The organism is Phormidium sp. CCY1219, assembly GCF_055795085.1.
In genome coordinates, this window is sequence record NZ_JAYFEQ010000734.1 from 16,996 (window position 1) to 41,790 (window position 24,795).

Sequence of the window (24,795 nt, forward strand, 5' to 3'; positions counted from 1 at the left end):
TTTTACCCCCCACTTTCCAGCGATCGCTCAGTCTTAAGCATACCCCCAGTAATGCTTTGGAAATACAAGCCCCCGGCGGCGAGCAAAAAGACCAAGTAACTGACCACTTGTGCCAAATAAAGCTGGGCGCGATAGCCAAATAACGCTTTCAGCAAAATTCCGGGAAAGCGATCGTCCGGTAAAAAATTTCGCGCATCCCACACCAGCGGCCCTAAAATACAAGAATCCGACCCACTCATACATAAATTCGCAAATTGGGGGTCGATATTTGCCAAAATTGTCGCCGCCGCATTGGCATTTTTCAGCGTAGAAATTACCAAACCGGAAACGATGAGCAGCAACAGCACGCCCATGATTTGGAAAAATAACCGAATGTTGATTTTTACCCCCCATTTAAACAGCAATACGCCAATTCCCGCCGCCCCGGCTAATCCAATTAATGCCCCGAAAGCCGGTGCGATTCCTTGCTCGAATTTAGCCACGATAAACAGCACGGTTTCAAATCCTTCGCGCAACACGGCGATAAAAATTAACAGGAAAACTCCCCATCCGGCGCGGGTGGGATTGTCTGTCATCGCCGCATTCACCGCACCTTCGATTTCGCCTTTCAGGGATTTGGCTTGTTGGGTCATCCAAATCAGCATCCAACTCAACATGGCGATCGCCACCGCGCAAAATACCGCCTCTAGCATCGGTTTAATTGCCGGCGCATAAACCATATCCGAAGCCCCCACGGCTTGCAGACCCCAGCCTAACAATACCCCCACCAACGCACTAGCAACAATTCCCACCCCCACGCCCAAGTAAACCCAGGGATTGAGTTGGCTTTGTTCGGCTTTTTTCAAGCACGCCAGTACGATACCTACCACCAGAGCAGCTTCCACCCCTTCTCGGAGGGTGACGAGAAATGTCGGTAATGCAGCACTAAATTCTATCATTTGTTAAGAGAAATTTGAACAATTTCAGTGGTAGGGTGGGAAGTGCCCACCCTACGATGGCGAGACCATTAACCAAAATCGCGCAACATTTTTTTCAATTCTAAGGTATGCATTTCTTCTGTCCCAATCATGGTGCGGATGAATTCTTCCAGATAAATGCTGGCATCTTTTACGATGTCGAGCAATTCTTTATAAAGACTGAGGGCGGTTTTTTCGTGGTCGAGACTTTCGGCGAGAATATCTCCCACGGAATGGCGATCGCTTTCTTCCATTGGGGCAATCTGTAGGGTCGGATGTCCATCTAACCCCGTGAGAATTTCGCCCACTTGTTGCGCGTGGAGGAGGGATTCACTCGCCTGCGCTTTAAAAAAGTCTACAATCGGAATCCGATTCGGTCCGGTGACCATCAGGGAATAATGGGTATAGCGCACCACACCCGCCAGCTCAAATTCCATAATCCGATTGAGCAATTCGATGGTTTTTTTGACGTCGAGTTCTTTCATGGTTTTATCACCCATAGTTCAGAAGTCTGTGGGATTAGTTTATCGGCGATCGCCATCCCGTTTTGAATCGACTGATACCTTTGTCATTGGCCTTTTGTCATTATTCATTGGCCCTTTGTCATTGGTCATCGGTCCTTTGTCCTTTGAGGGAGTACCTGTGACCAGTGACCCGTGACCTGTTACCTGTTACCCCATGAACTGTTACCCCATGACCAATGACCTGTTACCTGTTACCCCATGACCAACGACCAATGACCAATGAGCGAAATTTAACTAAAATCGCGCAACATTTTTTTAATTTCCAAGTTGTGCATTTCTTCTTGTCCGATTTGCTGGCGGGCAAATTCTTCTAGATAAACGCTGGCATCTTCTACGGTTTCCAGCAGTTCTTTATACATATCCAGAGCTTTTTTCTCGTGATGGAGACTTTCGGCTAAAATATCGCGTACCGAATGCTGATAGGTTTCCTCAATCGGGGCGATATGAAGGCTGGGATGTCCTTCTAAACCGGTGACAATTTCTCCCACTTGTTGGGCGTGGGTGAGAGATTCGGTGGCTTGTTGTTGAAAGAAAGTCACAATCGGAATTCGATTCGGTCCGGTGACCATCAGGGAATAATGGGTATAGCGCACCACACCCGCCAGCTCAAATTCCATAATTTTGTTGAGCAGATCGATGGTTTTTTTGACGTCGAGTTCTTTCATGGTCCAGAAGTAATCAATTTTAGAGCGTGTTTATTCCTATTGGAGCATTTTTTGGATTTTATCTCAAGGGGGTGAGCTGAAGTTGTGTTATTAACTTGCAATTTGCGCCCTGGGAGGGGGTGGGGCGTAGGGGAGAAGGATTGGCGGTTCGAGAGAACCTGGGGGGGGGAGGACGATCGTCAAAAAAGAGCAATGGGATGGAGGGATTAAACTGTGGCGCTGGGAATTGGCGCGCCCACCCACTTGCTGGATCGCTTCTATACCCAAAGGCAGAGTTTTGGCTACCATTTGCAATCCTTATCCTTTCGGGGTCAAATCCAGCAATAACCCATAGGGAGGCAAAGGGGAGATTTCCTGTAAATCATTGCCAGTTGGTCATTTTATCTGGAGGCAAAGTACCACAACTGTGGGGCGAAATTTTAGGAAAAATTAGGATTTGCCGTGGGAATACTGTGTTAAGGAAACGAAACGATAAAAAAGAGAAGTTGCCTGGAAAAAATATAGGGTAAAAAAACTCTATACCTCGGTCATACTGTAGATTTCGAGCTAAATTCAACCGGATTTTATCCCCGGCGGGGGCATTGTCAATTTCCAAAAAAAGCGCTTTCCTATGTGTTAATGCACTTTGCGGTGGCAACCCTGGGGTTGCGATCGCATTGCCACCAAGAATCACCACCCCACAGGCGCGATCGCGCGGTTTTCTGGCACCGAAGTCAGTTACCTGGATTCCAAACTACCGGAGGATTTAGATGAAAAAACAGCTTGTTATTCTAGCCAGCCTAGGGCTGCTGAGTTCAACCACCCTATTGGGCTGCGCCCAAGGGGGAACCCCGGAAGCCCAGACGGGGAACGTCGAAGCGGTTGGGGAGAGTACCGGGCAAACCGACACCACTTCCACCAGCGCCAGCGGCGAAATGGGAACCCTAAACATCGTAGCCAATGGCGAGGATTTCGTCCGCCAAGGCTTTGTCTCCAAAGATGGCTGGAATATTACCTTTGACCACGTTTATGTCAATCTTGCCGCAATCGACGCTTACCAAACCGATCCCCCCTATGACGCGCAAGCGGGTGGCGAGATTAAAGGGCAAGAAAAAGTCAGCCTCAGCGAAGCGAAAACCGTAGATTTAGCCCAAGGAGATGAAAACGCCGAACCGATTTTAGTGGCGCAAGTGCCCGCGCCTCCCGGACAATACAATGCCCTGTCGTGGAAAATGACAAAAGCCAATTCTGGACCGGCTAGCGGCTATCCGTTGGTGATGATAGGGACGGCGGAAAAAGACGGCGAAACGGTGAATTTCACCCTGAAGCTGGACGAAGAAATGACATTTAGTTGTGGCGAGTTTGTCGGAGACGAACGCAAAGGGTTTGTCAAACCTGGAGACGCCGGCGAGTTGGAGGCGACATTCCACTTCGACCATATTTTTGGCGACGGATCCGCACCGCCGGATGACGAGATCAATACCGGTGCGTTAGGATTTGAGCCACTGGCCAATCTAGCCACCGATGGCGAGGTTAATATGGATATGGGGCAACTGCAGCAAGCACTTTCCGAGTCGGAATATCGCCAACTGCAGGAAATTATGCCCTCTCTGGGACATGTCGGAGAAGGGCATTGTCACCAGTCGGAGTCTGTTTAAGGGGTTTTTGAGTAATGAAGGGCGGATTTATGCAAGCTTGGGGCAAAGGTGGGTGGATCTTGTGCTGCGCCTGTGTGCTGTGGGCGTCAGATGTGGCGTGGCGCGCCCTCCCGGCCCGATCGCATGGGGTGAAGATCGATTATGAAATGACCCAAGCGATCGCGATCGATGCCAAGTTCGATAGCGGCGAACCAATGGCTAATGCCCAAGTGACGGTGTATGCCCCGGAAGACCCCACTGAGCCTTGGTTGCAAGGCACTACCGACAACCAAGGTCGCTTTATCTTCGCCCCGGATCCGGCACAGTGGGGCAATTGGGCGGTGAGGGTTCGCCACGCCGGTCACGGAAATCTGCTCAATATCGCGATCGCGCCACCCGCAGAGGCGGAGGTGGGTGCAGGGGCGCAGGAACCGGAAACTCCCGCGATCGCCGCCCAAGCGGTCAAAGGTAGCACCGGTCTGACGCCCATGCAAACTGGATTAACCATTGCCTCTGGCATTTGGGGCTTCGTGGGCACAGCTCTGTTTTTCTCCCGTCGCCGTCATCACCCGGGGGTCAACCCCGCGAATGAAGAATTCAGCACTGAAAATTGAGAAATCCCCGGATTCTCACTTTGTAGAAAATCGCTTGTTCCTAGGCTCTGCCTGGGAACTCACCCCCCGAGCCTCTGCCTCTTGTATGTCACAATTGATAAACTAAGTCCTATCAGTCGTTTGGTCAATCCTTAAATGCACATTCCCGACGGTATTCTTCCTGCAGGTATTTGCGTGGCCGGTTATGCCACAACCTGCGCCGCTACCTGGTATTCTCTGCGAAAAATCAAGGGAGATAAAAATCCTCAAGCCGAAATTCCCAAAGCTTCTTTACTAACCGCTGCCTTTTTTGTCGCCTCTTGGATTCACATTCCCGTCCCTCCCGCCAGCGTTCATTTAATCCTCAATGGACTGTTAGGCACTGTGTTGGGATATTATGCCTTTCCCGCTATTCTGATTGGGTTATTCTTTCAGGCGGTGATGTTCGGACATGGCGGATTGACCACCTTAGGCGTAAATGCTACCATGATGGGAATTCCTGCATTGCTCGCCTACCAGATTTTTCAACTTCGATTTGTGTTAGGACGCCGGGTGGGAGAATTCGTCACCAGTGCTTTTGCATTTGTCGCCGGTGCTGTGGGATTGGGAATGGCAGCGATCGTCTTTTTTTTCCTCGTCATTTCCACCCTTGAGGGCGGAACCAACGCCGAGACAGAAACCAATGCAATTTACGCTTTAACCCTCGCCCATATTCCGTTAATGGTCATTGAAGGGGCATTTACTGCAATGTTGGTGGCGTTTCTCAAGCGCGTGAAACCAGAACTGATTCGGGGTCAAAGATGAAATTTGGGTTAGACGATTACGCTCATTTAGATTCCCCCCTCCACCGATGGGAACCGCGATGCAAGCTGATTGGTTTGATGGGGTTAATTTTCGCCTTTGCCTTTGTGGAAAATTGGCAGTTAATTCCAGCCATGCTGGGGGTGACGGCGGGCATTTATGCCCTGTCCAAACTGCCCGTCACCTATTGGATGGGGCGGTTGCGCTATCCGGGTTTTTTTCTGATGGGTCTGGTGGTGTTGTTGCCCTTTGTCTCCGGTGAAACCATATGGTTTAAATTGGGGATTTTGTCGGTTTATACCGAGGGAAGTTTGGCGGTAGTGTTGATTGGTTCCCGGTTTTTGGCTATTATGACCTTGGCTTTGGTGTTGTTTGGAACTGCTGAGTTTTTAACCATGCTCAAAGCCATGCGATCGCTGGGTCTTTCTCCGATTTTAGCCGATATGATGTTGTTATTTTATCGCTATTTATTTGAAGTGGGCGATCGCTTGAAAACCATGCAAACTGCCATGCGCTTGCGCGGCTTTCGTCCCAGTACCATAAACCGCCGCACGTTAAGTATTTTCGCCTCCCTCGCCGGCACCCTTTTGGTACAAAGTTACGAACAATCCGAGCGGATTTATCAAGCCATGCGACTGCGCGGTTACGGCGAAGCCGTGGCAACTAACACCCGCTCTCCGGTGCGGAAAGCCGATGCGATCGCTTTGTTATTTATTATAACACTTGCTGCCAGTTTTATTGGAGCAGAATTGTTATTGGTTGCTTGAAAAATCGGGGAATTAATTGGTTTTATCGGGGGAATAACTGGTCGGAGAGGCGGTAGCTTCGCGGAGGCGTAAACCCCAGGGGCAAACCAGTCATAGTTGCGGGTTATTTTGTCCCATATTCCTATTAATGCAAATGAAATCTATCCGTAGCGTTGCGGTAAAGGACAATGGCTAAATCCCGGATAGTTTCTTCGCTTTCTACACTATTGCTAAACTTGTTTTTGGCGGTTTCTAGGCAGAGTTGCATCAGTTCGGAAGAGCGTTCCAAATGGGAGGCGATCGCTTCTTTTTCTTCTGGCGTCCACGGGGTGGAAATGGCGGCAAACTCCTCGATAGTTTGGCGATTTTTTCGCTGGATTTCCTCAGAAAAGCCGGCGGCAACTATCCCCGCCGGTAACGCAAACAATCCAATCCCGATAAACGCCAAGAGTGCGCCGAATAATTTGCCAATTGCCGTCACCGGATAAATATCGCCATATCCCACGGTGGTTAATGTTACCACTCCCCACCACATTGCGGCGGGAATGCTGGGGAATGCTTCCGGTTGCTCTTGACTTTCGGCAAAGAACATGACGCTGGAGGCAAAAATTAATAAAATTGCCACGGTAAATAAGGTCATAATGAGCTGCTGTCGTTTGGAGTTTATTACTCGAACGATGCTTTGCAAGGCTTCTGAGTAGCGAATCAGCTTCAGCAGACGCAAGACGCGAAAGATATTGCTATTTTTGAACAGCAGCATGTGGGGAAAAAGCCAGCGCAAGTAAAAGGGCAAAATGGCGATTAAATCGATAATCGCTAAGGGCGTCATGGCATAGCGCAGTCTGCCCCATACCGGATCGGCGTAGCGAGGATCGGCGGTACAAGACCACAGTTGCAAGAAATAGAGAATTGTAAAGCTGGTAACAGAAAAATATTGGACTTCTTCTACAAACAGGTGGAAATGAGCGGTGATGTAGTCGGAGGTTCCTAAAATAAAGGTGGTGACGTCGAGAATTACTAAACCGCTGACAAACCAATCGTCAAACTGACTGAAAATATCGTTGGGGTCGGAGGATTCTAAAATTTGATACACTCGGGATTTAAGGGATGGACTCATCTGACCTCTGGCTCAGAACGAGAAAAAAATTGACGGTAATATTTGGAAATGGTATCATATCAGATGGAAAAATCGACCCAACCTGGCTTTCCCCCAGGGCAACCCGACAAGGTGACCAACCGGGAAAATCGAAGCGGCAATTCGCCCCAAACGGCGATCGCGATCGCGGGAGTGTGCTTTTCCTATCCCGACAAACCCAATGTTTTGCAGGATGTGAGCCTAACAATTATGGCAGGAGAACGGGTGGGCGCGATCGGGGCCAATGGTGCGGGAAAAACTACCTTATTTTTATCCATTTGCGGCGTATTAACCCCCAACGCAGGAGATATTCGTTTATTCGATAAACCGGTGGTTGCGGGAGAGTTTCGTCCCGAGGTGGGATTGGTGTTTCAAAATCCCAACGATCAATTATTTTGTGCCTCGGTATGGGATGATGTGGCATTTGGTCCTCAAAATATGGGATTATCGGAATCGGAGGTGGAAAACCGCGTCAGCGCTGTATTAGAATTGACCGGAGTCTCCGCCCTGAAAAATCGCGCGCCGCATCATCTATCGGGAGGACAAAAGCGAATGGTGGCGATCGCCGGTGTACTGGCGATGCACCCGCAAGTGGTGATTTACGACGAACCTAGTGCGAATTTGGATTTGCGATCGCGTCGTCGCCTGATCGAATTTTTACAAGCATCCCAAGAAACAGTCCTCATTTCCGCTCACGATTTAGAACTGATTTTGGATGTTTGCGATCGGGTGATTCTCATGGATGAAGGACGTATTATCGCCACCGGCACTCCCGAGGAAATTATGGCAGATACCCAATTAATGGCAGCGCATGGGTTAGAAAAACCCCATTCCCTCACCCCTCATCACCGCAATTCTCGCGGATAGAACAAAAGACCCGCACTCTAGAAGGGTAGGGCTAAAGTCGCACCTAGCCCGCCTACGGGGGCTAATTTGGATACTTTTTCCTGCAAGATTTGCTGGTCGCGAAGTTCCGGAAAAACTCTGTTTATTTCCGGAATTTATTCCCGGCAATTTCTTCCTCTCGGAGAAAAAAAGAAACTGGAATTCAGCGGAATTCGTCGCTATATCCGTCAACGAATTTTCCCCCGGATCCCGAACCCTACCGCAGACGCAGAAAAGCTGGTGTAGGAAGCAGAACTTCTCAGTCTGCTTGCGGATCCACACTTTAACAGATTCACAGGAGGCACATCAATGACTTCTATGACAATTCCGATGAATATCGTTCAGATTGTCATCACCTGGTTGGTGACGGCGGTGAGCTTGTTCTTGATTTCTAAAATTCCGATTGGCGTGGAAATCGATGGGTTCCCAAAAGCCCTGGTTTCCGCTGCGGTTTTTGGATTATTGAATGCATTTCTGTTACCGCTGCTCAAAGGTATCACTCTGTTTAAACTGACCAATACCATCACCTTGGGATTGTGGGCGGTTCTTTTAAACACGATTATCTTTGGGTTAGCAGCTTGGTTAGTTTCCGGGTTTCGCTTGCGCTTGGGAATTCTCAGTGCGGTTCTCGGCGCGATCGCCCTCGGAATTGTTAACTCGATTTTGTTTCACCTGTTAGCATCGCTCAACCTGTAAGGGAATGTTGAGTAACCGCAGGAGTTTGAAGGGTTTAAGAGTTGCTAGCCAGAAGCGATCGCCTTAATTTTCCCTCAAAACAAGGATAGTTGAACGAACTCCGGGCTTTTTTGGGTGCAAGTCTCGGGCGATCGCTTCTTTTTCTCAGAGGAAAAGCACTCCCCTTCATCTATTGATGTTAAAGCTTGTTTCACATTCTGTGCCAACACCCGCGCAAAATTTATCGGCACTGCATTGCCAATTTGCTGTTGAATGTCCCGCTTATTCCTCCCGCAAAACACCCAATCATCCGGGAAGGTTTGCAATCGCGCATATTCTCGATGGGTAAAGGCGCGAATTCGCGATGCTTCAATCCGCCACAACAAAATATTGGGGTTAGAATTGCAGACAGAATCACCGGGCATTTTATTTTTCGGAGAGCGTCGCGCCACCACATTTCCCTGCGCCCATCCCCAAATTGTCGCCGTATCCACCGCCGGAAAAGGCGCATCGAAAGAGCGAATCGGGTACCCATCCGATGCGGTTCTCGATAAGCGAACGGGCAGCACTTCTTCCTCTATATTAACTGGATTTCCCGTTTCTACATGAACTTTACTGTTAAATCCCCATTGTGGATTGTGATTGGGGAGTTGGATGGGGCTTTCTCCCGCTAAATCGTCGATAAATTCTCGAATTGTGGCGATCGCCCCGGGTTGCGGTAAATGATAGTCCGCCGGTGGATTATCTCGAAATCCGATAAAAATAAAACGCCTGCGGGTTTGGGGGACGCCGTAATGACAAACCTTAAATACATCGAAAAAAACTCGATAGCCAATTTGGTTGAGTTCCTTGACAATTTGCTCGGCAAAGGGTAAATTGGTCTCGGGCGATCGCATGGTTCTCAAGTTCAGCACGTTTTCAATTAACACCACCCGAGGCTGGCAAAGCGTGGCGATGCGAATCACTTCTTTATAAAGCAGATTTCGGCGATCGGCTTCTTGACGATTTCCGCCTAGGGAAAATCCCTGACAAGGAACTCCCGCTAATAGCACATCCGGGGCTTCTTTGAGTTGCGGAGAATAACTCCGAACGTCATCTAAAATTATCTTCCATTGCGGACGGTTTTCCCGCAGGGTTTTCACGCACCACGGATTAATATCAATGGCTTCTCGAAGCTGAAATCCCTCTGCTTCAAATCCTAAATCCAGTCCCCCAGCACCGGAAAATAAACTGAGAACGGAATAGCCTGGATTGGAAGCAAGATTGGGCAATAATGATTTGGGTGAATTATTCATGGATAATTTGAATTGTGATTTACGAATTTTTCAAAGCGACAGTCGGCCCACCTATTCCCTTGGCTCTATAGGCGATAAAAGAATGAATCTGGCCTGCTGAAGGGTTAGATTGGTAACGAGGAGTTAGCTGGTTGGTGGTCAAATCGAAGGAATAGCCGATAACAAGGCGATCGGCTTCTACACGAGTCAGTTGTCCCACCACTTCTAGCCTCGAATCGCGGCCATAATACTCGGGTAGAATTAGGGTAATTTGGCGATCTGCTCCTCTAACAAGTCCGTAAGGAGTTGGCGCAATGTACATTTTGCGATCGCGAATTTTTAGGTCGCCGTAACTGCCAAAACCGGTAAAACTTTTATTTTTGTGAACGTACTCGCGATCGGCATTTAAAAAGTCACCATGACAGATGACCAAATCGATGACTGGATACTCATTCTCCGTAGCTGCTGAAGAATAGCTTCCAAAGACATAGTAAATGACTCTACCGTTATGATAGCCAATAGGCACTTGACTATTGCAATCGTAATCTGCCTCTCGACCAGGGAAACCTAGACCTTTAACTTCATATCCTTCCGCCGTTTCAACTAGGGTAAAATCCGGGTAAGAATTGCGGCCTTGTTGCTCGTAGTCAATGGTCGCTTCTTTCAGCCTTTCCTCAAACCAATTTTGAAAGTGAAATTCTTTGTCTTTCCGGCTTACGCGCTGAATTAAAACTTTTTGGGCGATCGCATTATGGCACGCCAGAAAGATGTCCACGCTGCTGTAACTTAGTTGTTGCTGACTCATTTTACATTTTTCTCTAAAAACCCCACTTTATTTGCTCTGCTTGCAGGCTTTCTCCAATATACAGCAATTTAACAGCTCAGGGAATCCCTCCACCTCGCGAACATGCCCGATCGGCGATCGCCCTCAACATTGCACCGGGAAAAATGCAGCAGTGGCGCGAAAAAACATTCCCAGACCTGCGTCTGGGAAAGAAAACCATTCTGCAACCCAATCTAATCTTGTTGGTTGGCAAACTTCTTCGCCCCGAGAATCGAAAGCACAATGGTGCCGCCGAGTAACACCGCAATACTGTACCAGGGAAAATTCTCTAACCCCTGATAAGCAGCAGCACGCAAACCGATACTGGTATAGGTGAGCGGAAGTAAGTAAACCAGACTTTTAAGCGCCGCCGGAAGCTGTGCGGGCTCAAAGAACGTCGCCCCTAAAAATGACATGGGAACGATGATAAAATTATTGTAAATTCCCACACTTTCCAGGGATTTGACGTTCAATCCAACCAGCACGCCCAACCCGGAAAATACGGCGCAATTGAAGAGCAAAACCAGCAAGAATAAGGGGTTGAGAAAGCTCCAAATTTTCCCGGTAAATACAATTGCCACGAGCAAAACCGAACCGGAGGTCATCAACCCGCGCAAAATACCGGCCATCATTTTACCGAGGTACAATGCCAGGGGATGGATTGGTAGCAGTAGCATTTCTTCAAAGTTTTTGGTAAACAGTCTTTCGCCGCAAATGGAAAAGACGGTACCGGCAAAACTAATCGTCATGGAAGACAGAGCAACCATTCCCGGGAGCATGAATTCTAAGTAACTGTTACCCATTGCGGGGCTAATGGTGCTTCCCAACCCCAACCCAAAGGCGAGAATGTAAATTAGTGGCGATACGAGTCCCGATGCGGCAACTTGCACGATCCGCACGCGCAAATCTAGCCAATCTCCCCATAAAACGGTGAGACTATCTTGCCAAATGGTGGACATTGGCGAGGGGTTGGCGGTGGGGTTGGTGAATTGGGAGGTTAAAGATTCCACGATGTCTGTTTCAAAATAGGGTTCGGTTATTTTTTTCTTTGCGGTTTGTAATGTATCATTTTTTGGCCAATATAGTATTGTGAATTTGCAATCTGCGGCGGAAAATTGTTGCCGGAACCGATTGACAAAAAAAGGGGCAGCGGGTATAATGAATGAAGCGGATGGGTCAGGCAGGAGAATTATGCAATGCACAAATTGCTTTGCCGGAGCTGTAGGGTAAGCAACTCGTTGCCCAGCCTACCCGTGAAAGCGCACCAGCAACGCCAGTGGAATTAAGGCAATTCGATGAGTTTGTTTTTGGAGGACAAACCGGACTTAATGGTAATTTGAGATTTAGGCACATTGAAGCGTTTGGACAACAGTTTAATTAACTCGGCATTAGCCTTGCCATCCACTGGGGGAGATTTGAGACGGATTGTCAGAGTGCCATCGGGTTCTTCGGAGATATTTTGTTGTTTGGAATTGGGTTTAACTTTAACGTTTAATAGGGGCATAATTAACCGATCGCGGTAAGATTAAGCCGATCCAATGCCCTACGAGCGGCGGTCAAATCGTAAGGAATCGGGGGTTTCAGGGGACGATAATCCTTGGGGTGGGGGGAACCCTGTCGCAGGACCGCATTAACCATCAAACAAGGTTCGTCGTTTAAATTAATCGCGCTGTGAACCACGCCGGGAGGAATGGTGACCACCTTGCCACAGCGATCGCTTAGGGGAATGTACTGATATCGGCGATTCTGCAATACTACTAACACAAAACTGCCGCGCACCACCAGCAGTTGATCTGTTTGAAAGCGATGCACGAATAAATCTTCCACGGCGCGCGATCGCACCTGAACTAACATCGTCTCGTGACTCGAGTGCGGGGTATAAAACTCCGTAGTGCCCGAAGTCATCGATTCCAGATGGCGGATTTCAATTTGCGTATTTAAAGCCATATTTAAGAGTCCTCTTCACAGATAAGTGGCGCTATATCATCTATTATTAACAAATTTTTATTAAACTTTTGTAAAGTTAATAACCGTAATGACAAAAATATGGTATAGGAGACTGCATTTAGCCGAGAATCTTCAGAAAGTAGTAGGCAAAACCGCCAGCAAATGCTAAGTTCAGGAGAAATCAACTCGGCCACATTCTTTTAAAAAACAAGGGATGACGTCCCATGAGCCAAAATAGGGATCCCAAACGCCGCCCCGACGGGTTTCAGATTAGCGTGCGGTTTGGAGTCGGGGGGCTAGTAGGCACCTTCATTGCCATATTTTTCGTATGGGATGGGATGACCATTGGCGGTGCGCTGTTGACGATCGCGATTCTTGCATTGAGTTGCGGCATACTATCTGCCCTGGTAGGCGATCGCTTTTGGAGAATGCTCGCCTCTTGGTGGAACTGGTTTTGAGCCAATTCCCCCGGGAAAATCCGCCGCAAAAAAACCGCCCCAGGGTCAGCTAGGGCGTGGGTAGAACGTTAAAGCCAATCGGCACAGAACCGGGGAGAGGGTGGGAGGAAGACAGCTAAACCTCAGCCATTTCCCGGTGTTCGATTTTCGTGCCCAAAACAGCAGAGAAACTCAGCCAACCAAGCCGGATGAGCCGGCCAAGCCGGGGCCGTCACCAGATTGCCATCCACCACCGCGCGATCGACCGGCGTTTCCACATACTCGCCCCCAGCCAGAGAGACCTCCGGACCGCAAGCCGGATAAGCCGTGCAGCGTTTGCCTTGGAGGACTCCCGCCGCCGCCAACAGTTGCAACCCGTGACAGATGGCCGCGATCGGCTTATTTGCATCAGCAAAATGGCGAGTCATGTCCAGGACCTTTTGATTGAGGCGAAGGTATTCCGGGGCGCGACCGCCAGGGATAACCAAAGCATCGTAACGCGCCGGATCCACCGCATCGAAGGTCGCATTCAGGGCAAAATTGTGACCCGGTTTTTCGCTATAGGTCTGGTCGCCCTCAAAATCGTGAACCGCAGTGCGAACCAGATCCCCTGCCTTCTTGTCGGGGCAGACCGCATCCACCGTATGGCCCACCATTTGTAGGGCTTGGAAGGGAACCATCACCTCATAATCTTCCACAAAATCCCCGACTATCATTAGAATGAGTTTTTCAGCCATATTTATCCCTCCGAATGAATGTAAGGCCATTGCAGATACAACAAAGCTGACTTACCGGGGGGCAAGTCAGCCTGCTCTATTTTAAAGTTGTCCGTGGTAGAGATGGGAACGAGTCCCTGGGCGAACGGCAAAGGGTTTAGAAACCGTTGCGACCCCAAACCACCATCGTAATCGAGAAAGTGAACACAGCCAGAATAGCGGCCCAACCCACACTGAGAATATCCATAGTTGCGATCTTTGAGTGAATGATAACTAGCGATTTTCAACTTTTAATGATAGGTCAAAGTGGCGCGCAGTTCACCCAAGCAGAGGCAATTGAGGGAAAGGCGGGGAGAAGCAGATACCTTCTGGAGGAGCGATCGCACTGGTCACAGAGGGCAGATGTAGGGGAACATAGAGCAACAGGCCAGTTTTAACCGAAACCAGGATTTTGCCACAGAGCCTGTCAAAATAGAAACATCTCCAGAGGTAAAAACCCTTACCCATGAAACGATCGACATTCCATTAGCCCGCATTGTAGATGGTTGACCAAACACTTTCAACTTTTTTTACCCGTCGGGATGGATGCTATTGCGCTCAGTACCCTAAACCGTATTGACCATGACAAAGATTTTAGTGATTGAAGACGAAGACTCCGTGCGCTCCAATATCATGGAACTGCTCGATGCAGAGGATTTCGATGCGATTGAAGCAGACAATGGCCGTTATGGGGTGCAGCTTGCCCGGGAAGAGAGTCCCGATTTAATTTTATGCGACGTAATGATGCCGCAATTAGATGGCTACGGCGTCCTCAGTGAATTGAGAAAGGATCCGGTGACGGCGATTATCCCGTTTATTTTTCTCACCGCCAAAGCCAGTCGAACCGACTGGCGACAAGGAATGGAGTTAGGGGCAGATGATTATTTAACCAAGCCATTTAGTCGAGACGAGCTGCTGTGTGCGATCGCCACCCGGTTGAAGAAACAAAACGCCGTAGAGCAACGCTATAGCTCAAGGACCAAAGAACTCGAAGCGCAGCTCAACCAGTTGCTCAACACCGACGAAATCACCGGACTACCGAACCAGCGGCAATTGCGATCGCGATTGCACCAGATCGCAGAGGAATTTGCCCGGAATGGGGATCGGGATAAACTGGTGCCGATTGTTTGCGTGGACATCGATCGGTTCAATCGAATCAACGAAAGCTTAGGGCCGAGCAACGGCGATCGCTTATTGCGGGCGATCGCCTCGCGACTCGCCACTTGCATCGGTAGCGAAGACTTTATCGCCCGCTTGAGTGCGGATCAATTTGCCTTAATTTTGAACCCGGTGGAGAGAGAGGACGCGGCTGCCAATATTCCCCAGATTCTACTCAATAGTTTATCCATCCCGTTTATTATTAACGGCCAAGAAATATTTCTCAGTGCCAGTATTGGCATTAGCCTGTATCCTCGAGATGGCACCGAGATCGACACCCCGATCGCCCATGCCGAAACCGCCATGTTTGCCGCCAGAGAGCAAGGCGGGAATCAATATGAATTTTACAGACCGCAGCTACAGATTTCTGCTCCCGAAAGACTCACCCTCGAGACCAACTTGCGATATGCGATCGAACGAGAAGAATTTGAGGTGTACTATCAGCCCCAGGTGAATTTGAGCAGCGGGCAGATTATTGGTGCAGAAGCCTTAGTGCGCTGGCAGCATCCCGAACGCGGCATCATTTCCCCGGCGTCATTTATTCCCCTCGCCGAAGAAACCGGATTGATTATTCCCTTGGGAGAGTGGGTGCTAAAAACCGCGTGCTTGCAAGCCAAAGCGTGGCGCGATACCGGCTTCGATCCCCTGCGAATTGCAGTAAACCTCAGCGGTCGGCAATTCAGCCAGTCCCAGCTCAAACAGCGTTTAATCGAGATATTAGAGCAGACCGAACTCGAAGCGCAATGGTTGGAATTAGAATTAACCGAAACGATGGTGGTGCAAAACATCGATGCCACCATTGCCCGGTTTCAGGAAATCCGCGAGTTGGGGATACAGGTCTCCATTGACGATTTTGGCACGGGATATTCGTCCTTAAGTTATTTGCAAAAACTGCCCTTTGATACGTTGAAAATCGATCGCTGCTTCGTGCGCGAATTAAGCAGCAACCCGAAAAATGCGGCCTTGACCGAAGCGATTTTGCAAATGGCGCGATCGCTAAATTTGCAAACCATCGCCGAAGGGGTAGAAACCGACACCGAACTGAAGTTTCTGTGCGAACATCACTGTAACGCCATGCAAGGCTATTTATATAGCAGACCTTTACCGGCTCAGGAGTTTCAAAAGTTATTGGATGGTGGGAAGCGCTTGCCGATTCCGTGATGCACTCCCAAGGGTACTGGGGCTTTTGCTGCGCCGCGAGTGCGGCGAGTTCGGGAGAGATCATTCAATGTTGGCAATTTTTGTCGCTTCCCTTGCCCCGGAGGTTGGGGTGGCCTCCGGTGGTGTCAGACCCCAATGGCCCTCATCGATCGCCTTGAGATCCGAGGGTGGATGTACCTCCTTGAGGTCTCCAAATTTGTAGTGTTGAGGTCATTCGCGATCGCCCGAAAGCAGGGAACAGATTACAGTAAAAAAAGTAAAAAGAGAAGTCTTGTCTGAGAAGGGCGGTTATCCTCACCCTGTTATTAGTCAACCGGAGCAAACGCCATGAAAACCATTTTGGTCATTGAAGACGAACAAGCCGTGTTAACCAATATTTTAGAAATCCTCGAAGGCGGAGGGTTTCAAGGGATTGGAGCCGAAAATGGTGCCATCGGCATAGAACTGGCGAAGAAACATTTGCCAGATTTGATTTTATGCGACATTATGATGCCCGGACTCGACGGGCACGAGGTCTTGGCCAAACTGCGCGAAGAATCGGTGACGGCGACGATTCCGTTTATTTTTCTTACTGCAAAAGCCGAACAAACAGATTTACGTCAGGGAATGAATTTAGGAGCTGATGATTATATCACTAAACCGTTTCGACGTAAAGAACTGCTCGAAGCGATCGACTCTCGGTTGGTGAAAAAAGCGCTCGTTATGCAGCAGTACGAGAGCCAGCGCCAACGCGCCGAGGGACTACAGAGCAAAATGCACGAACTCGAGCAATTGAATAATACGAAAGAGGAACTGTTGAAAAAGCTGATCGAAGACTTGCGAAATCCTCTTTCTAAGATTAATCTGGCCATTCACATGCTAAAAAGCACGCCCACGGATGTTTCGCGCGATCGCTATTTAGAGATTTTGCAGGAAGAATTCGATCGGGAGATTAATCTGATCAATCAAGTGTCGGAATTGCAGGATTTACTGACGGTAGAGAATTTTAAACTGTTACGTCAGTTTAATTTAATTACCGGCCAGAGAAAAGATGGGTCAAAGGCTCCGTAACCCTGGCAATGCTTGCTGGGGAATAGGGAAAAGGATATCCGAGGAAAATAAAATGCTAATATCGAGAGAACACCGTCTAAACCGAGGAGAAGATTGCAGCAAAATAATTTTTTTGCGAATCGCCTAAATCACTTCCCGTCAATCCAGGTTCTCGAAGGCATGGCAAATATCGAGCGTTCGAACGAGGAATGAATATGAAAAAAATTTTAGTGATAGAAGACGAAGAATTAGTCCGAAACAACATTTTAGAGATTTTAGACACGGTTGATTTTGTGGCGATTGGCGCTCCAAACGGTCACCTGGGAGTGCAATTAGCCCAGCAACAGGTTCCCGATTTGATTCTGTGCGACGTGATGATGCCAGAACTGGATGGATATGGCGTACTGAGTGCAGTGCGAAATAATCCGGCAACGGCAACGATCCCGTTTATTTTTCTCACGGCAAAAGGGGAAAAAACCGACATTCGCGAAGGGATGAACCAAGGCGCGGATGATTATTTAACCAAACCGTTTCGGCGGAAAGAATTGCTGGGAGCCATTGAAGCCAGACTGGCAAAACATGCCGCCATGTATGGGGGATATGCGCGGGAAAAAAACCGCTTAATGGCCTCTTTGCAACAGGTGGAAGCGCAGCTCAATACAGCGATTCATTATGATGGACTGACTCAACTTCCGAATCAACTGTTGCTGCGAGAGCAATTTTATCAGATTCGCGATCGCGCGGCAGCTAAAAATCAGACAATTCCGATTTTGGTGATTGGGTTAGACCGATTTAGTCGGATCAATAAAACCGTGGGTCCAGGGGACGCCGATCGCCTGTTGCAACAAGTGGCAGAACGGTTACTCCAGTGCTTGGGAGAAACCGATATAGTAGCGCGATTGAATGCCGATCGATTTGGGATTATTCTCGGTTCGGCAACCCCGAAGCCAACCCAGAGCGATCGCCCTTTGTCCCCGGAAAATTCCTCCTTACCGCTCGCCCAAACTCTCCTCGAGACCATCGCGCAACCCTTTCGCCTAGATGGTCACGAAATCTTTCTCACTGCCAGCATCGGCATTAGTCGTTATCCCCAGGATGGCGATGGCATCGATCCGTTGATGAAAAATGCCAATGTTGCCATGTCCCATGCCAAGCAACTCGGCGGCAATCAATATCAGTTTTACACCCGCGAGATCGAAACCTCCCAACTCGAAGATCTGATTTTGGAAGCGAATCTGCGCTATGGGTTAGAACGCTCTGAATTTGTGGTGTACTATCAACCGGTGGTGTCTTTAGAAACCGGCAAAATTGTCAGTGCAGAAGCGTTGGTTCGTTGGCAGCATCCGGAAAAAGGACTCATTTCTCCGGGAAAATTTATTCCTTTAGCTGAGGAAACTGGCTTAATTATGCCCCTAGGGGAATTGGTGTTACGAACTGCCTGCGAACAAGTCCGACGCTGGCAAAGCGCTGGGTTGCCATCGGTGCGAATTGCTGTAAACCTTTCCTTACGACAGTTCAATTTACCGGATTTCAGCCAAAACTTGGCGCGAATTGTCCGAGAAATTGACTTAGATCCAAGGTGGCTGGAATTAGAACTAACGGAAACCATATTGGTGCAAAATGTGGCAGAAACAATAGAGAAATTGAAAAAATTAAAAGCCTTGGGATTTTCGATTAGTCTGGATGATTTTGGCACGGGATATTCTTCGTTAAGTTACTTGCAGCAATTTCCATTTGATACGTTAAAGATTGACCGCTGCTTCGTGCAAAATATTCCGAGAAATTCTACCAATACGGCGCTGACGAATGCGATTATCCAAATGGCGCATTGTTTAAATTTGAAAGTGATAGCAGAGGGAGTGGAAACCGAACCAGAACTGGCTTACTTGTGCGAGAAAAATTGCGACAAAATGCAAGGGTATTTGTTTAGCCGTCCCGTGAGTGCGGCGGAATTTGAAGCCATGCTGGCCAACGGCGATCGCATGGCGGTGATTCCCGTACAATCGAGATAGTGGAACCTCGCCGCGATCGCGATCGCCCTGGCAAAGCACTGCTGTGAATTGTGCTGTGAAAAGCAAGGAAGGAGGCTCTCAATTTAGCCGCAAACGCTCGAAAACCGGGAAGTAATTGTTCAAACGGGCGATCGCGATCGCGATCGCCTCGGCTAGCAAAAACGGCGCGAGTTGCCCGCCAAATCACTTTACAGGCGTCATTAAAGGACGGTTAACCATGACAAAGATTCTTGTCATCGAAGATGAAAAATCTGTTCGCTACAATCTGGTAGAAATGCTGATAGCAGAGGAGTTTGCAGCGATCGGCGCGCCGAATGGTCGAGTCGGGGTAGATTTGGCAAAAAAAGAACAGCCAAATCTAATCATTTGTGACATAATGATGCCGCAGATGGATGGTTACAGCGTACTCATAGAGTTGCGCGAAGATCCGAATACTGCTAAAATACCCTTTATTTTTCTAACGGCGAAAGCAGACCGAAGCGATCTGCGTCTGGGAATGGAACTGGGTGCAGATGATTATCTGACCAAACCCTTTACCCGAGATGAACTGGTCGCCGCGATCGCCATTAGACTGGAAAAGCATGCCGCCATGTTACAAGAATACCAAACCGAGCAACGCAGAACCCAGGCGCTGCAAAAACAAATGCAGGAATTGCGGCAGATTCTCGACACCAAAGAGGACTTATTGCAAAAACTCTCTCAGGAGTTGCGCGATCCCCTTTCCAATATTAACATGGCGATTCACATGCTCAAAAACTCACCAGAAGGGGAAGCGCGAGAGCGATACTTGCAGGTTTTGCAACAAGAATGCGCCAGAGAAATTGCCCTACTCAATCAAGTGTCTAACCTGCAAAACTTTCTCTCCCCAGAAAATGCAAGGTTGTTGCGTAAACTAAATTTAATTAACCGGAAAAACAATGAAGAAAATTCTAGTAATTGAAGACGAAACAGCAGTTCGAGAAAACCTAGTAGACCTGTTGGACGCGGAAGACTTTGATGCGATCGCAGCCGAAAACGGTCACCAGGGGATTCAAGTGGCAACCGAAGAAGTGCCCGATTTAATCGTCTGCGATGTAATGATGCCCGAAATCGATGGCTATGGCGTCTTGACCGAATTGCGAAAAAATCCACAAACCGCAACGATTCCGTTTATTTTTCTCACCGCTAAAGCAGATAAATCCGACACCCGCAAAGGCATGGAACTCGGGGCAGATGATTATCTAACCAAGCCGTTTAGCCGGGAAGAACTGCTTGCCGCGATCGCTACTCGCATCCAAAAACAAGAAGTCAGCGAAAAAAATACGCAAAAAAAACTCGAAGAGTTAAGCAGTAACATCGCTCACGCTCTCCCCCATGAATTGCGAACGCCGCTCAATGGCATCCTGGGCTATTCTCAACTGCTGTTCGATGAGTTTGAAGACCTGGAAAAACCAGAAATCCAAACCATGTTACTGGATATCCAGTCTTCGGCAAAACGGTTAAATCGACTGATTCAAAATTATTTGCTCTATGCCGAACTCGAACTCGCCGCTCATCAACCGCAACGGATGGACGTTCTGCGTCAAGATGCAATGAGTTCCGCCCGCAGCACCATTTCCGCTAGCGCGCAACGGAAAGCACAACAAGCAAAGCGCGAAAGTGACCTACAACTGGACCTGGAAGAGGCGACTTTGGCAATTTCCGAGATTCACCTGCACAAAATTGTGGAAGAATTAGTGGATAATGCATGCAAGTATTCTGAAAGCGGAACCCCGATCGCCGTTTGCGGTAGCACCAGCGGCACCCATTCTTATACCCTGACGGTGATGGACAAAGGGCGGGGCATGACTCGCGAACAAATCGCCAATCACGGGGCATATATGCAATTCGAGCGCAAAATCTACGAACAACAAGGATCCGGACTCGGGATCGCGATCGGCAAACGTCTTGCCGAATTATACAGCGGCAAACTCACCATCGAAAGCATTCCCGAAGAAGAAACCACCGTGTTTGTGGTGCTGCCTATTTACCAAGCGGATTAAACCGATGAGGGGGCAAGTGGACAAAGATACCAGGGGAAAGTTGAAACAATCCACAAAATCCACCGTTAAAACCTAAAAACTTTCTCAATTCCTGGGTTCTGAGTTCTCAATTGTTATACCCCCCTCTCGATCGCTTGCTCTGGGTGGTTCGCGTCTCCCGCACCCGCTTTACAAGGGGGATCTCCAAACCGGCGATCGCCCCCGACGCCTTAACCTGTAGCTTCACTCCCTTGATTAACCTCCCCCGGCGACCCTTTGGAACAAGATGGCGATCGCAGCTCAAAACATCTCTGAGTGCAACTACAGGATTGCTCGCAGCAATTCATTCCCGATCCTTTTTTTGGTTCTTTGTCTGATGAGCTGTTCCCCATCGTAGTCATTTAAACGCAGGAAGTACGGATCGTGGCCAATCAACAAATTTTAGTGGTTGAAGATGAGCAGATCCAGGCGCTCGAACTTCAAAAAATGTTAGAAAACTTGGGATATCAAGTGCCGATCGCTGTCACCTCCGGAGAAGCGGCAATTGCAGCAGCAAAAGATCGTCAACTCGATGTGGTGTTGATCGATCTGAATTTATCCGGAACAATAAATGGGGTCAGTGCTGCCAAACAAATCCGCGATCGCTTCAATATTCCGGTGGTTTATTTAACAGAATCTAGTGATGAAGAAACCTTACAGCGCGCTAAGCTGACCACTCCTTTCGGCTATTTAGTTAAACCTTTAGAAGCCAACTATCTTAAAACTACTATCGAGATGGCCATTTATCGCCATCAACTCGAACAAGAATTAAAACAAAGTCAGCAATGGTTTGCTACCACTTTGCACTCCATTGGCGAGGCGGTTATTGCCACTGACGCTGGCGGAATTATCCGTTTTATTAATCCCGTTGCCGAATCGATTACCGGCTGGAGGCGATCGCAAGCTCTGGGAAAAGATGTTTCAGAAGTCTTTTGCATTGTCAATCCCTCAGCTCATCTTCCTTACCCAGAAGCGCCCGGTAAACACAATTTGCAGCTAGCAGAAGGCAACGAAATCTCCCTCGAAAATATTGACGAGCCTTCACCGGTCGATCGCGGGTGGACAGCCAGTTGCGATCGCCTACTGATTGCTAAAGACGGACGTCAAATTCCCATTGACGATACTGTAGCCCCGATTAATGACGAAAATAATAAAATTATTGGCGCGGTTTATGTCTTTCGCGATATCAGTGCCCGCCAGCAAACCGAAGCCCTAGAAAAAGAAAGAATCCGCCTGGAAACTGAAATCAAAGAACGCTCCTTAGCTGAAGCCGAAATCCGCCGCTCTTTAGAACTGGAAAAGGAACTGAGCGAATTAAAAAGCCGCTTGATTACCACCATTTCCCATGAATTTCGCACCCCGATGAGCGTGATTTTATCATCCAGCGAATTACTCCAAGTTTACGGCGATGGATGGCAGGAGGAAAAAAAGCAAACTCATTTTAATCGGATAGAAACCGCTATAGAATACATGACCGCTTTGGTGGAAGATATCATGTTGGTCGGTGAGGCGCAAAGCGGAAAACTGAGGTTTAACCCCACCCCGGTGGAGTTAGTGGGATTTTGCACCCAGCTCATCGAAGAAATGAACAGCACCAAGAGCGATCGCCATCACATTCAGTGGATCTGCGATCGCCAGGCGATCGAGGTCATTCTCGATCCGAAATTACTGCGCCAAATCCTCAAAAACCTCCTTTCTAATGCCATTAAATATTCCCCCGACGGCGGCGAAATCAAGCTAGAACTCACCTGTCATCCCTCGAATACCCCATTGGTAAACACGCAAAATGCCCCGTCTCTCCTGGCAATTTTCCGCATTCAAGACCCGGGCATTGGCATTCCTAAAGTAGAGACGCAACACCTGTTCGAGTCTTTCCAACGCGCTACCAATGTGGGCACCATTCGCGGCACCGGTCTGGGATTGGCAATCGTACAAAAATGCGTTCAACTACACGGCGGACAAGTGGAACTCGAAAGCGAACTCGGTATCGGTACCACCGTTACCGTCAAACTGCCCATCGATGTCTACCAAGGCGATTAAGCGGGTTGTTAATGACCAATGACCAATACCATCTGATGTTATGAAAAAAATCTCCTTTGAATCGATAATGAAAACCGGGCGAGAAAAAATCATTGGGGTACGAAAATTTTTGGGCGATCGCCCCTTCTCGAAAATGAACTACACGCCTTATTTATTTTTACTTCCCGCCGGGATAATCCTAACTTTCACGGTATTTTGGCCTGCATTACAAGCTTTTTACCTGAGTTTCACGCAATATGAATACGACCTTACCCAACCGCCGACCTGGGTGGGACTGGCCAACCTGCGGCGTTTGTTGAGCGATCGCCTGTTTTGGGAAACGCTTCGCAACACCTTAGTTTATCTGGTTTTTGTAGTTCCCTTGTTGGTGGTTTTACCCCTTGGACTCGCTATTTTAGTCAACCAAAAATTGCGCGGCATTAGTGCGTTTAGAGCCGCGTTTTACACCCCAGTGGTGATTTCGATGGTGGTAGCGGGAATTGCGTGGAAATGGCTTTATGCCGACAATGGACTATTCAATCAACTGCTACGAGGAATTGGTTTAGTCAGTGAAGGAGAGGGAATTGGCTGGTTAACCAGTCCCGACCTTGCCTTATTTAGCGTAATGACCGTTACGGTGTGGAAAGGATTGGGATATTACATGATGATTTATTTAGCGGGGTTGCAATCGATTAGTCCAGAGCTGTATGAAGCAGCAGAACTCGACGGTTCCGATGGCATTCGCAAGCATTGGGATATTACAGTGCCTTTGATGCGTCCGTATTTGCTCCTCGTGGCGGTGATTTCGTCCATTGCGGCAACGAAAGTGTTTGAAGAAGTGTACGTGATGACCCAAGGCGGGCCGCTGAATAGTTCTAAAACAATTGTTTATTATTTATATGAAAAAGCATTCCAAGAGTTAGAAATTGGCTATGCTTGTAGCATTGGCATGGTGTTGTTTGTCATTATTTTATCCTTGTCGATTGTCCGACTGAGCGTTAAAAGTTGAGGATGAAAGCCACGGGATGGATATTTAACCAATTGTCCACAGCAAAAACTGCCAGTGGGGGAAACCACTGGCAGTTTTGACAGATGTGAAAGAAAAATGGATCTGAGGAGAGTCGAACTCCTGTCCGATTTTGCTATTCGCCGATCGCTCGTTCACAAGCTTAGCTCATTTAATCCCATGAGTGAGAATTCATCCTTTGTCCCGGATGAGGGAATTCCGAATGAACGCTTAGCTAGCACTACATCGGAAAACTCGTGCTAGAGCATCCGTTGGGGTTTTGTCCGCAATTCTTAACGGAGTCAAATTGCAGACCGCTCGAATCTGTGAGAGAGTTTTAGACAGTAACGGTGAGTGTCTGACGAGCGAAAGGAACGATGTTGTTCGCAGTTACTTTGGTTTTGAGTCTGAGATTTACGAGAGAAGACTCGCTCTCGGCCTGGGTCACGATGTCGCTTTCACAAAACCGTCGAAACCATTTCAGGCCCACTGACTATGATGCCGCGAATCGCGATTGACAACCGCCGGGAAGCCGTAAT

The 24,795-nt window shown here is 48.4% G+C and carries 24 protein-coding genes, 1 other RNA gene and 1 pseudogene; 14 read left to right on the plus strand and 12 right to left on the minus strand.

Features of this window, described 5'->3' with window-relative positions; genetic code table 11:
- Positions 1-2 precede the first annotated feature (2 nt).
- The 3 genes from AC0QH1_RS22180 to AC0QH1_RS22190 all read right to left on the minus strand — a co-directional run bounded on the left by AC0QH1_RS22180 (position 3) and on the right by AC0QH1_RS22190 (position 2,145).
- Entirely contained in the window at positions 3-935 is a 933-nt protein-coding gene (locus AC0QH1_RS22180; protein WP_324633545.1) for an FTR1 family iron permease, read from the minus strand.
- A gap of 71 nt (positions 936-1,006) precedes the next feature.
- Positions 1,007-1,441: a ferritin-like domain-containing protein gene (locus AC0QH1_RS22185; RefSeq protein ID WP_324633546.1), complete on the minus strand. Its 435-nt coding sequence runs from the start codon at positions 1,439-1,441 to the stop codon at positions 1,007-1,009.
- Between the two features lie 269 nt (positions 1,442-1,710).
- The gene (locus AC0QH1_RS22190; RefSeq protein ID WP_324633521.1) at positions 1,711-2,145 is read right to left on the minus strand and encodes a ferritin-like domain-containing protein; all 435 of its coding nucleotides are present in this window, start codon (positions 2,143-2,145) and stop codon (positions 1,711-1,713) included.
- Positions 2,146-2,894: 749 nt separating this feature from the next.
- Between AC0QH1_RS22190 and AC0QH1_RS22195 the strand changes: the two genes are divergently transcribed.
- The 4 genes from AC0QH1_RS22195 (at position 2,895) to cbiQ (ending at position 5,922) form a co-directional block, all read left to right on the plus strand.
- Positions 2,895-3,782, plus strand: coding sequence for a DUF4382 domain-containing protein (locus tag AC0QH1_RS22195; RefSeq protein WP_324633522.1), 888 nt, complete (start codon positions 2,895-2,897; stop codon positions 3,780-3,782).
- Positions 3,783-3,796: 14 nt separating this feature from the next.
- Entirely contained in the window at positions 3,797-4,375 is a 579-nt protein-coding gene (locus AC0QH1_RS22200) for a carboxypeptidase-like regulatory domain-containing protein (protein ID WP_324633523.1), read from the plus strand.
- Positions 4,376-4,510: 135 nt separating this feature from the next.
- Positions 4,511-5,158, plus strand: coding sequence for a cobalt transporter CbiM (cbiM, locus tag AC0QH1_RS22205; protein WP_324633524.1), 648 nt, complete (start codon positions 4,511-4,513; stop codon positions 5,156-5,158).
- Positions 5,155-5,922, plus strand: coding sequence for a cobalt ECF transporter T component CbiQ (gene cbiQ / locus AC0QH1_RS22210; protein WP_324633525.1), 768 nt, complete (start codon positions 5,155-5,157; stop codon positions 5,920-5,922). Before cbiM ends, cbiQ begins: the two co-directional genes overlap by 4 nt.
- Positions 5,923-6,046: 124 nt before the next feature.
- On the opposite strand, the gene AC0QH1_RS22215 is transcribed toward cbiQ, so the two are convergent.
- Positions 6,047-7,018, minus strand: a complete 972-nt coding sequence (locus AC0QH1_RS22215; protein WP_324633526.1) for an ion transporter — start codon at positions 7,016-7,018, stop codon at positions 6,047-6,049.
- A gap of 63 nt (positions 7,019-7,081) precedes the next feature.
- On the opposite strand from AC0QH1_RS22215, the gene AC0QH1_RS22220 reads away from it, so the two are divergent.
- Entirely contained in the window at positions 7,082-7,903 is an 822-nt protein-coding gene (locus AC0QH1_RS22220; RefSeq protein WP_324633527.1) for an energy-coupling factor ABC transporter ATP-binding protein, read from the plus strand.
- 348 nt (positions 7,904-8,251) lie between these two features.
- Positions 8,252-8,617, plus strand: coding sequence for a phage holin family protein (locus tag AC0QH1_RS22225; protein ID WP_324633547.1), 366 nt, complete (start codon positions 8,252-8,254; stop codon positions 8,615-8,617).
- A gap of 74 nt (positions 8,618-8,691) precedes the next feature.
- Here the strand turns inward: AC0QH1_RS22225 and AC0QH1_RS22230 are convergent, their stop codons facing one another.
- The 5 genes from AC0QH1_RS22230 to AC0QH1_RS22250 all read right to left on the minus strand — a co-directional run bounded on the left by AC0QH1_RS22230 (position 8,692) and on the right by AC0QH1_RS22250 (position 12,640).
- The gene (locus AC0QH1_RS22230; RefSeq protein WP_324633529.1) at positions 8,692-9,891 is read right to left on the minus strand and encodes a DNA cytosine methyltransferase; all 1,200 of its coding nucleotides are present in this window, start codon (positions 9,889-9,891) and stop codon (positions 8,692-8,694) included.
- A 19-nt stretch (positions 9,892-9,910) separates the two neighbouring features.
- The gene (locus AC0QH1_RS22235; RefSeq protein WP_324633530.1) at positions 9,911-10,675 is read right to left on the minus strand and encodes a hypothetical protein; all 765 of its coding nucleotides are present in this window, start codon (positions 10,673-10,675) and stop codon (positions 9,911-9,913) included.
- 212 nt (positions 10,676-10,887) lie between these two features.
- A complete protein-coding gene (locus tag AC0QH1_RS22240) occupies positions 10,888-11,703 on the minus strand; it encodes an ABC transporter permease (RefSeq protein WP_442957355.1) in 816 nt (271 codons plus the stop codon).
- Positions 11,704-11,975: 272 nt separating this feature from the next.
- Complete coding sequence (locus AC0QH1_RS22245; RefSeq protein WP_324633531.1) at positions 11,976-12,197, minus strand: DUF167 domain-containing protein; 222 nt, start codon at positions 12,195-12,197, stop codon at positions 11,976-11,978.
- 2 nt (positions 12,198-12,199) lie between these two features.
- Positions 12,200-12,640 (minus strand): dTDP-4-dehydrorhamnose 3,5-epimerase, encoded by a 441-nt coding sequence (locus AC0QH1_RS22250; RefSeq protein WP_324633532.1) that lies wholly within the window; start codon positions 12,638-12,640, stop codon positions 12,200-12,202.
- A gap of 224 nt (positions 12,641-12,864) precedes the next feature.
- Between AC0QH1_RS22250 and AC0QH1_RS22255 the strand changes: the two genes are divergently transcribed.
- The gene (locus AC0QH1_RS22255) at positions 12,865-13,098 is read left to right on the plus strand and encodes a hypothetical protein (protein WP_324633533.1); all 234 of its coding nucleotides are present in this window, start codon (positions 12,865-12,867) and stop codon (positions 13,096-13,098) included.
- A gap of 115 nt (positions 13,099-13,213) precedes the next feature.
- On the opposite strand, the pseudogene AC0QH1_RS22260 reads toward AC0QH1_RS22255, so the two are convergent.
- Both AC0QH1_RS22260 and petN read right to left on the minus strand, forming a co-directional pair.
- A pseudogene (locus AC0QH1_RS22260) lies at positions 13,214-13,814 on the minus strand (DJ-1/PfpI family protein).
- 136 nt (positions 13,815-13,950) lie between these two features.
- Positions 13,951-14,040, minus strand: coding sequence for a cytochrome b6-f complex subunit PetN (gene petN / locus AC0QH1_RS22265; protein ID WP_324633534.1), 90 nt, complete (start codon positions 14,038-14,040; stop codon positions 13,951-13,953).
- Positions 14,041-14,414: 374 nt separating this feature from the next.
- Between petN and AC0QH1_RS22270 the strand changes: the two genes are divergently transcribed.
- The 7 genes from AC0QH1_RS22270 (at position 14,415) to AC0QH1_RS22300 (ending at position 24,259) form a co-directional block, all read left to right on the plus strand.
- Positions 14,415-16,151 (plus strand): putative bifunctional diguanylate cyclase/phosphodiesterase, encoded by a 1,737-nt coding sequence (locus AC0QH1_RS22270; RefSeq protein WP_324633536.1) that lies wholly within the window; start codon positions 14,415-14,417, stop codon positions 16,149-16,151.
- 327 nt (positions 16,152-16,478) lie between these two features.
- A complete protein-coding gene (locus AC0QH1_RS22275) occupies positions 16,479-17,201 on the plus strand; it encodes an ATP-binding response regulator (RefSeq protein ID WP_324633537.1) in 723 nt (240 codons plus the stop codon).
- Between the two features lie 194 nt (positions 17,202-17,395).
- Positions 17,396-19,192, plus strand: coding sequence for an EAL domain-containing response regulator (locus AC0QH1_RS22280; RefSeq protein ID WP_324633538.1), 1,797 nt, complete (start codon positions 17,396-17,398; stop codon positions 19,190-19,192).
- Positions 19,193-19,409: 217 nt separating this feature from the next.
- Positions 19,410-20,132 (plus strand): ATP-binding response regulator, encoded by a 723-nt coding sequence (locus AC0QH1_RS22285; protein WP_324633539.1) that lies wholly within the window; start codon positions 19,410-19,412, stop codon positions 20,130-20,132.
- Entirely contained in the window at positions 20,110-21,213 is a 1,104-nt protein-coding gene (locus AC0QH1_RS22290) for a hybrid sensor histidine kinase/response regulator (protein ID WP_324633540.1), read from the plus strand. The genes AC0QH1_RS22285 and AC0QH1_RS22290 overlap by 23 nt, the downstream gene beginning before the upstream one ends.
- Before the next feature lie 402 nt (positions 21,214-21,615).
- Complete coding sequence (locus tag AC0QH1_RS22295) at positions 21,616-23,271, plus strand: hybrid sensor histidine kinase/response regulator (protein ID WP_324633541.1); 1,656 nt, start codon at positions 21,616-21,618, stop codon at positions 23,269-23,271.
- Between the two features lie 133 nt (positions 23,272-23,404).
- Positions 23,405-24,259 (plus strand): carbohydrate ABC transporter permease, encoded by an 855-nt coding sequence (locus AC0QH1_RS22300; RefSeq protein ID WP_324633549.1) that lies wholly within the window; start codon positions 23,405-23,407, stop codon positions 24,257-24,259.
- Between the two features lie 94 nt (positions 24,260-24,353).
- On the opposite strand, the gene ssrA is transcribed toward AC0QH1_RS22300, so the two are convergent.
- Positions 24,354-24,744, minus strand: a transfer-messenger RNA (tmRNA) gene (gene ssrA, locus AC0QH1_RS22305).
- Positions 24,745-24,795: the final 51 nt, after the last annotated feature.

Excerpts from the sequence above, each read along its gene's own strand:
- AC0QH1_RS22245 (WP_324633531.1), bottom strand. The coding sequence starts at position 12,197 with ATGCCCCTATTAAACGTTAAAGTTAAACCCAATTCCAAACAACAAAAT.
- AC0QH1_RS22280 (WP_324633538.1), top strand. The coding sequence starts at position 17,396 with ATGAAAAAAATTTTAGTGATAGAAGACGAAGAATTAGTCCGAAACAAC.
- AC0QH1_RS22185 (WP_324633546.1), bottom strand. The coding sequence starts at position 1,441 with ATGAAAGAACTCGACGTCAAAAAAACCATCGAATTGCTCAATCGGATT.
- AC0QH1_RS22195 (WP_324633522.1), top strand. The coding sequence starts at position 2,895 with ATGAAAAAACAGCTTGTTATTCTAGCCAGCCTAGGGCTGCTGAGTTCA.
- cbiM (WP_324633524.1), top strand. The coding sequence starts at position 4,511 with ATGCACATTCCCGACGGTATTCTTCCTGCAGGTATTTGCGTGGCCGGT.
- AC0QH1_RS22220 (WP_324633527.1), top strand. The coding sequence starts at position 7,082 with ATGGAAAAATCGACCCAACCTGGCTTTCCCCCAGGGCAACCCGACAAG.
- AC0QH1_RS22250 (WP_324633532.1), bottom strand. The coding sequence starts at position 12,640 with ATGGCTTTAAATACGCAAATTGAAATCCGCCATCTGGAATCGATGACT.
- AC0QH1_RS22215 (WP_324633526.1), bottom strand. The coding sequence starts at position 7,018 with ATGAGTCCATCCCTTAAATCCCGAGTGTATCAAATTTTAGAATCCTCC.
- AC0QH1_RS22200 (WP_324633523.1), top strand. The coding sequence starts at position 3,797 with ATGAAGGGCGGATTTATGCAAGCTTGGGGCAAAGGTGGGTGGATCTTG.
- AC0QH1_RS22275 (WP_324633537.1), top strand. The coding sequence starts at position 16,479 with ATGAAAACCATTTTGGTCATTGAAGACGAACAAGCCGTGTTAACCAAT.
- AC0QH1_RS22290 (WP_324633540.1), top strand. The coding sequence starts at position 20,110 with ATGAAGAAAATTCTAGTAATTGAAGACGAAACAGCAGTTCGAGAAAAC.
- AC0QH1_RS22225 (WP_324633547.1), top strand. The coding sequence starts at position 8,252 with ATGAATATCGTTCAGATTGTCATCACCTGGTTGGTGACGGCGGTGAGC.
- AC0QH1_RS22230 (WP_324633529.1), bottom strand. The coding sequence starts at position 9,891 with ATGAATAATTCACCCAAATCATTATTGCCCAATCTTGCTTCCAATCCA.
- AC0QH1_RS22255 (WP_324633533.1), top strand. The coding sequence starts at position 12,865 with ATGAGCCAAAATAGGGATCCCAAACGCCGCCCCGACGGGTTTCAGATT.
- AC0QH1_RS22235 (WP_324633530.1), bottom strand. The coding sequence starts at position 10,675 with ATGAGTCAGCAACAACTAAGTTACAGCAGCGTGGACATCTTTCTGGCG.
- AC0QH1_RS22285 (WP_324633539.1), top strand. The coding sequence starts at position 19,410 with ATGACAAAGATTCTTGTCATCGAAGATGAAAAATCTGTTCGCTACAAT.
- cbiQ (WP_324633525.1), top strand. The coding sequence starts at position 5,155 with ATGAAATTTGGGTTAGACGATTACGCTCATTTAGATTCCCCCCTCCAC.
- AC0QH1_RS22300 (WP_324633549.1), top strand. The coding sequence starts at position 23,405 with ATGAACTACACGCCTTATTTATTTTTACTTCCCGCCGGGATAATCCTA.
- petN (WP_324633534.1), bottom strand. The coding sequence starts at position 14,040 with ATGGATATTCTCAGTGTGGGTTGGGCCGCTATTCTGGCTGTGTTCACT.
- AC0QH1_RS22190 (WP_324633521.1), bottom strand. The coding sequence starts at position 2,145 with ATGAAAGAACTCGACGTCAAAAAAACCATCGATCTGCTCAACAAAATT.
- AC0QH1_RS22270 (WP_324633536.1), top strand. The coding sequence starts at position 14,415 with ATGACAAAGATTTTAGTGATTGAAGACGAAGACTCCGTGCGCTCCAAT.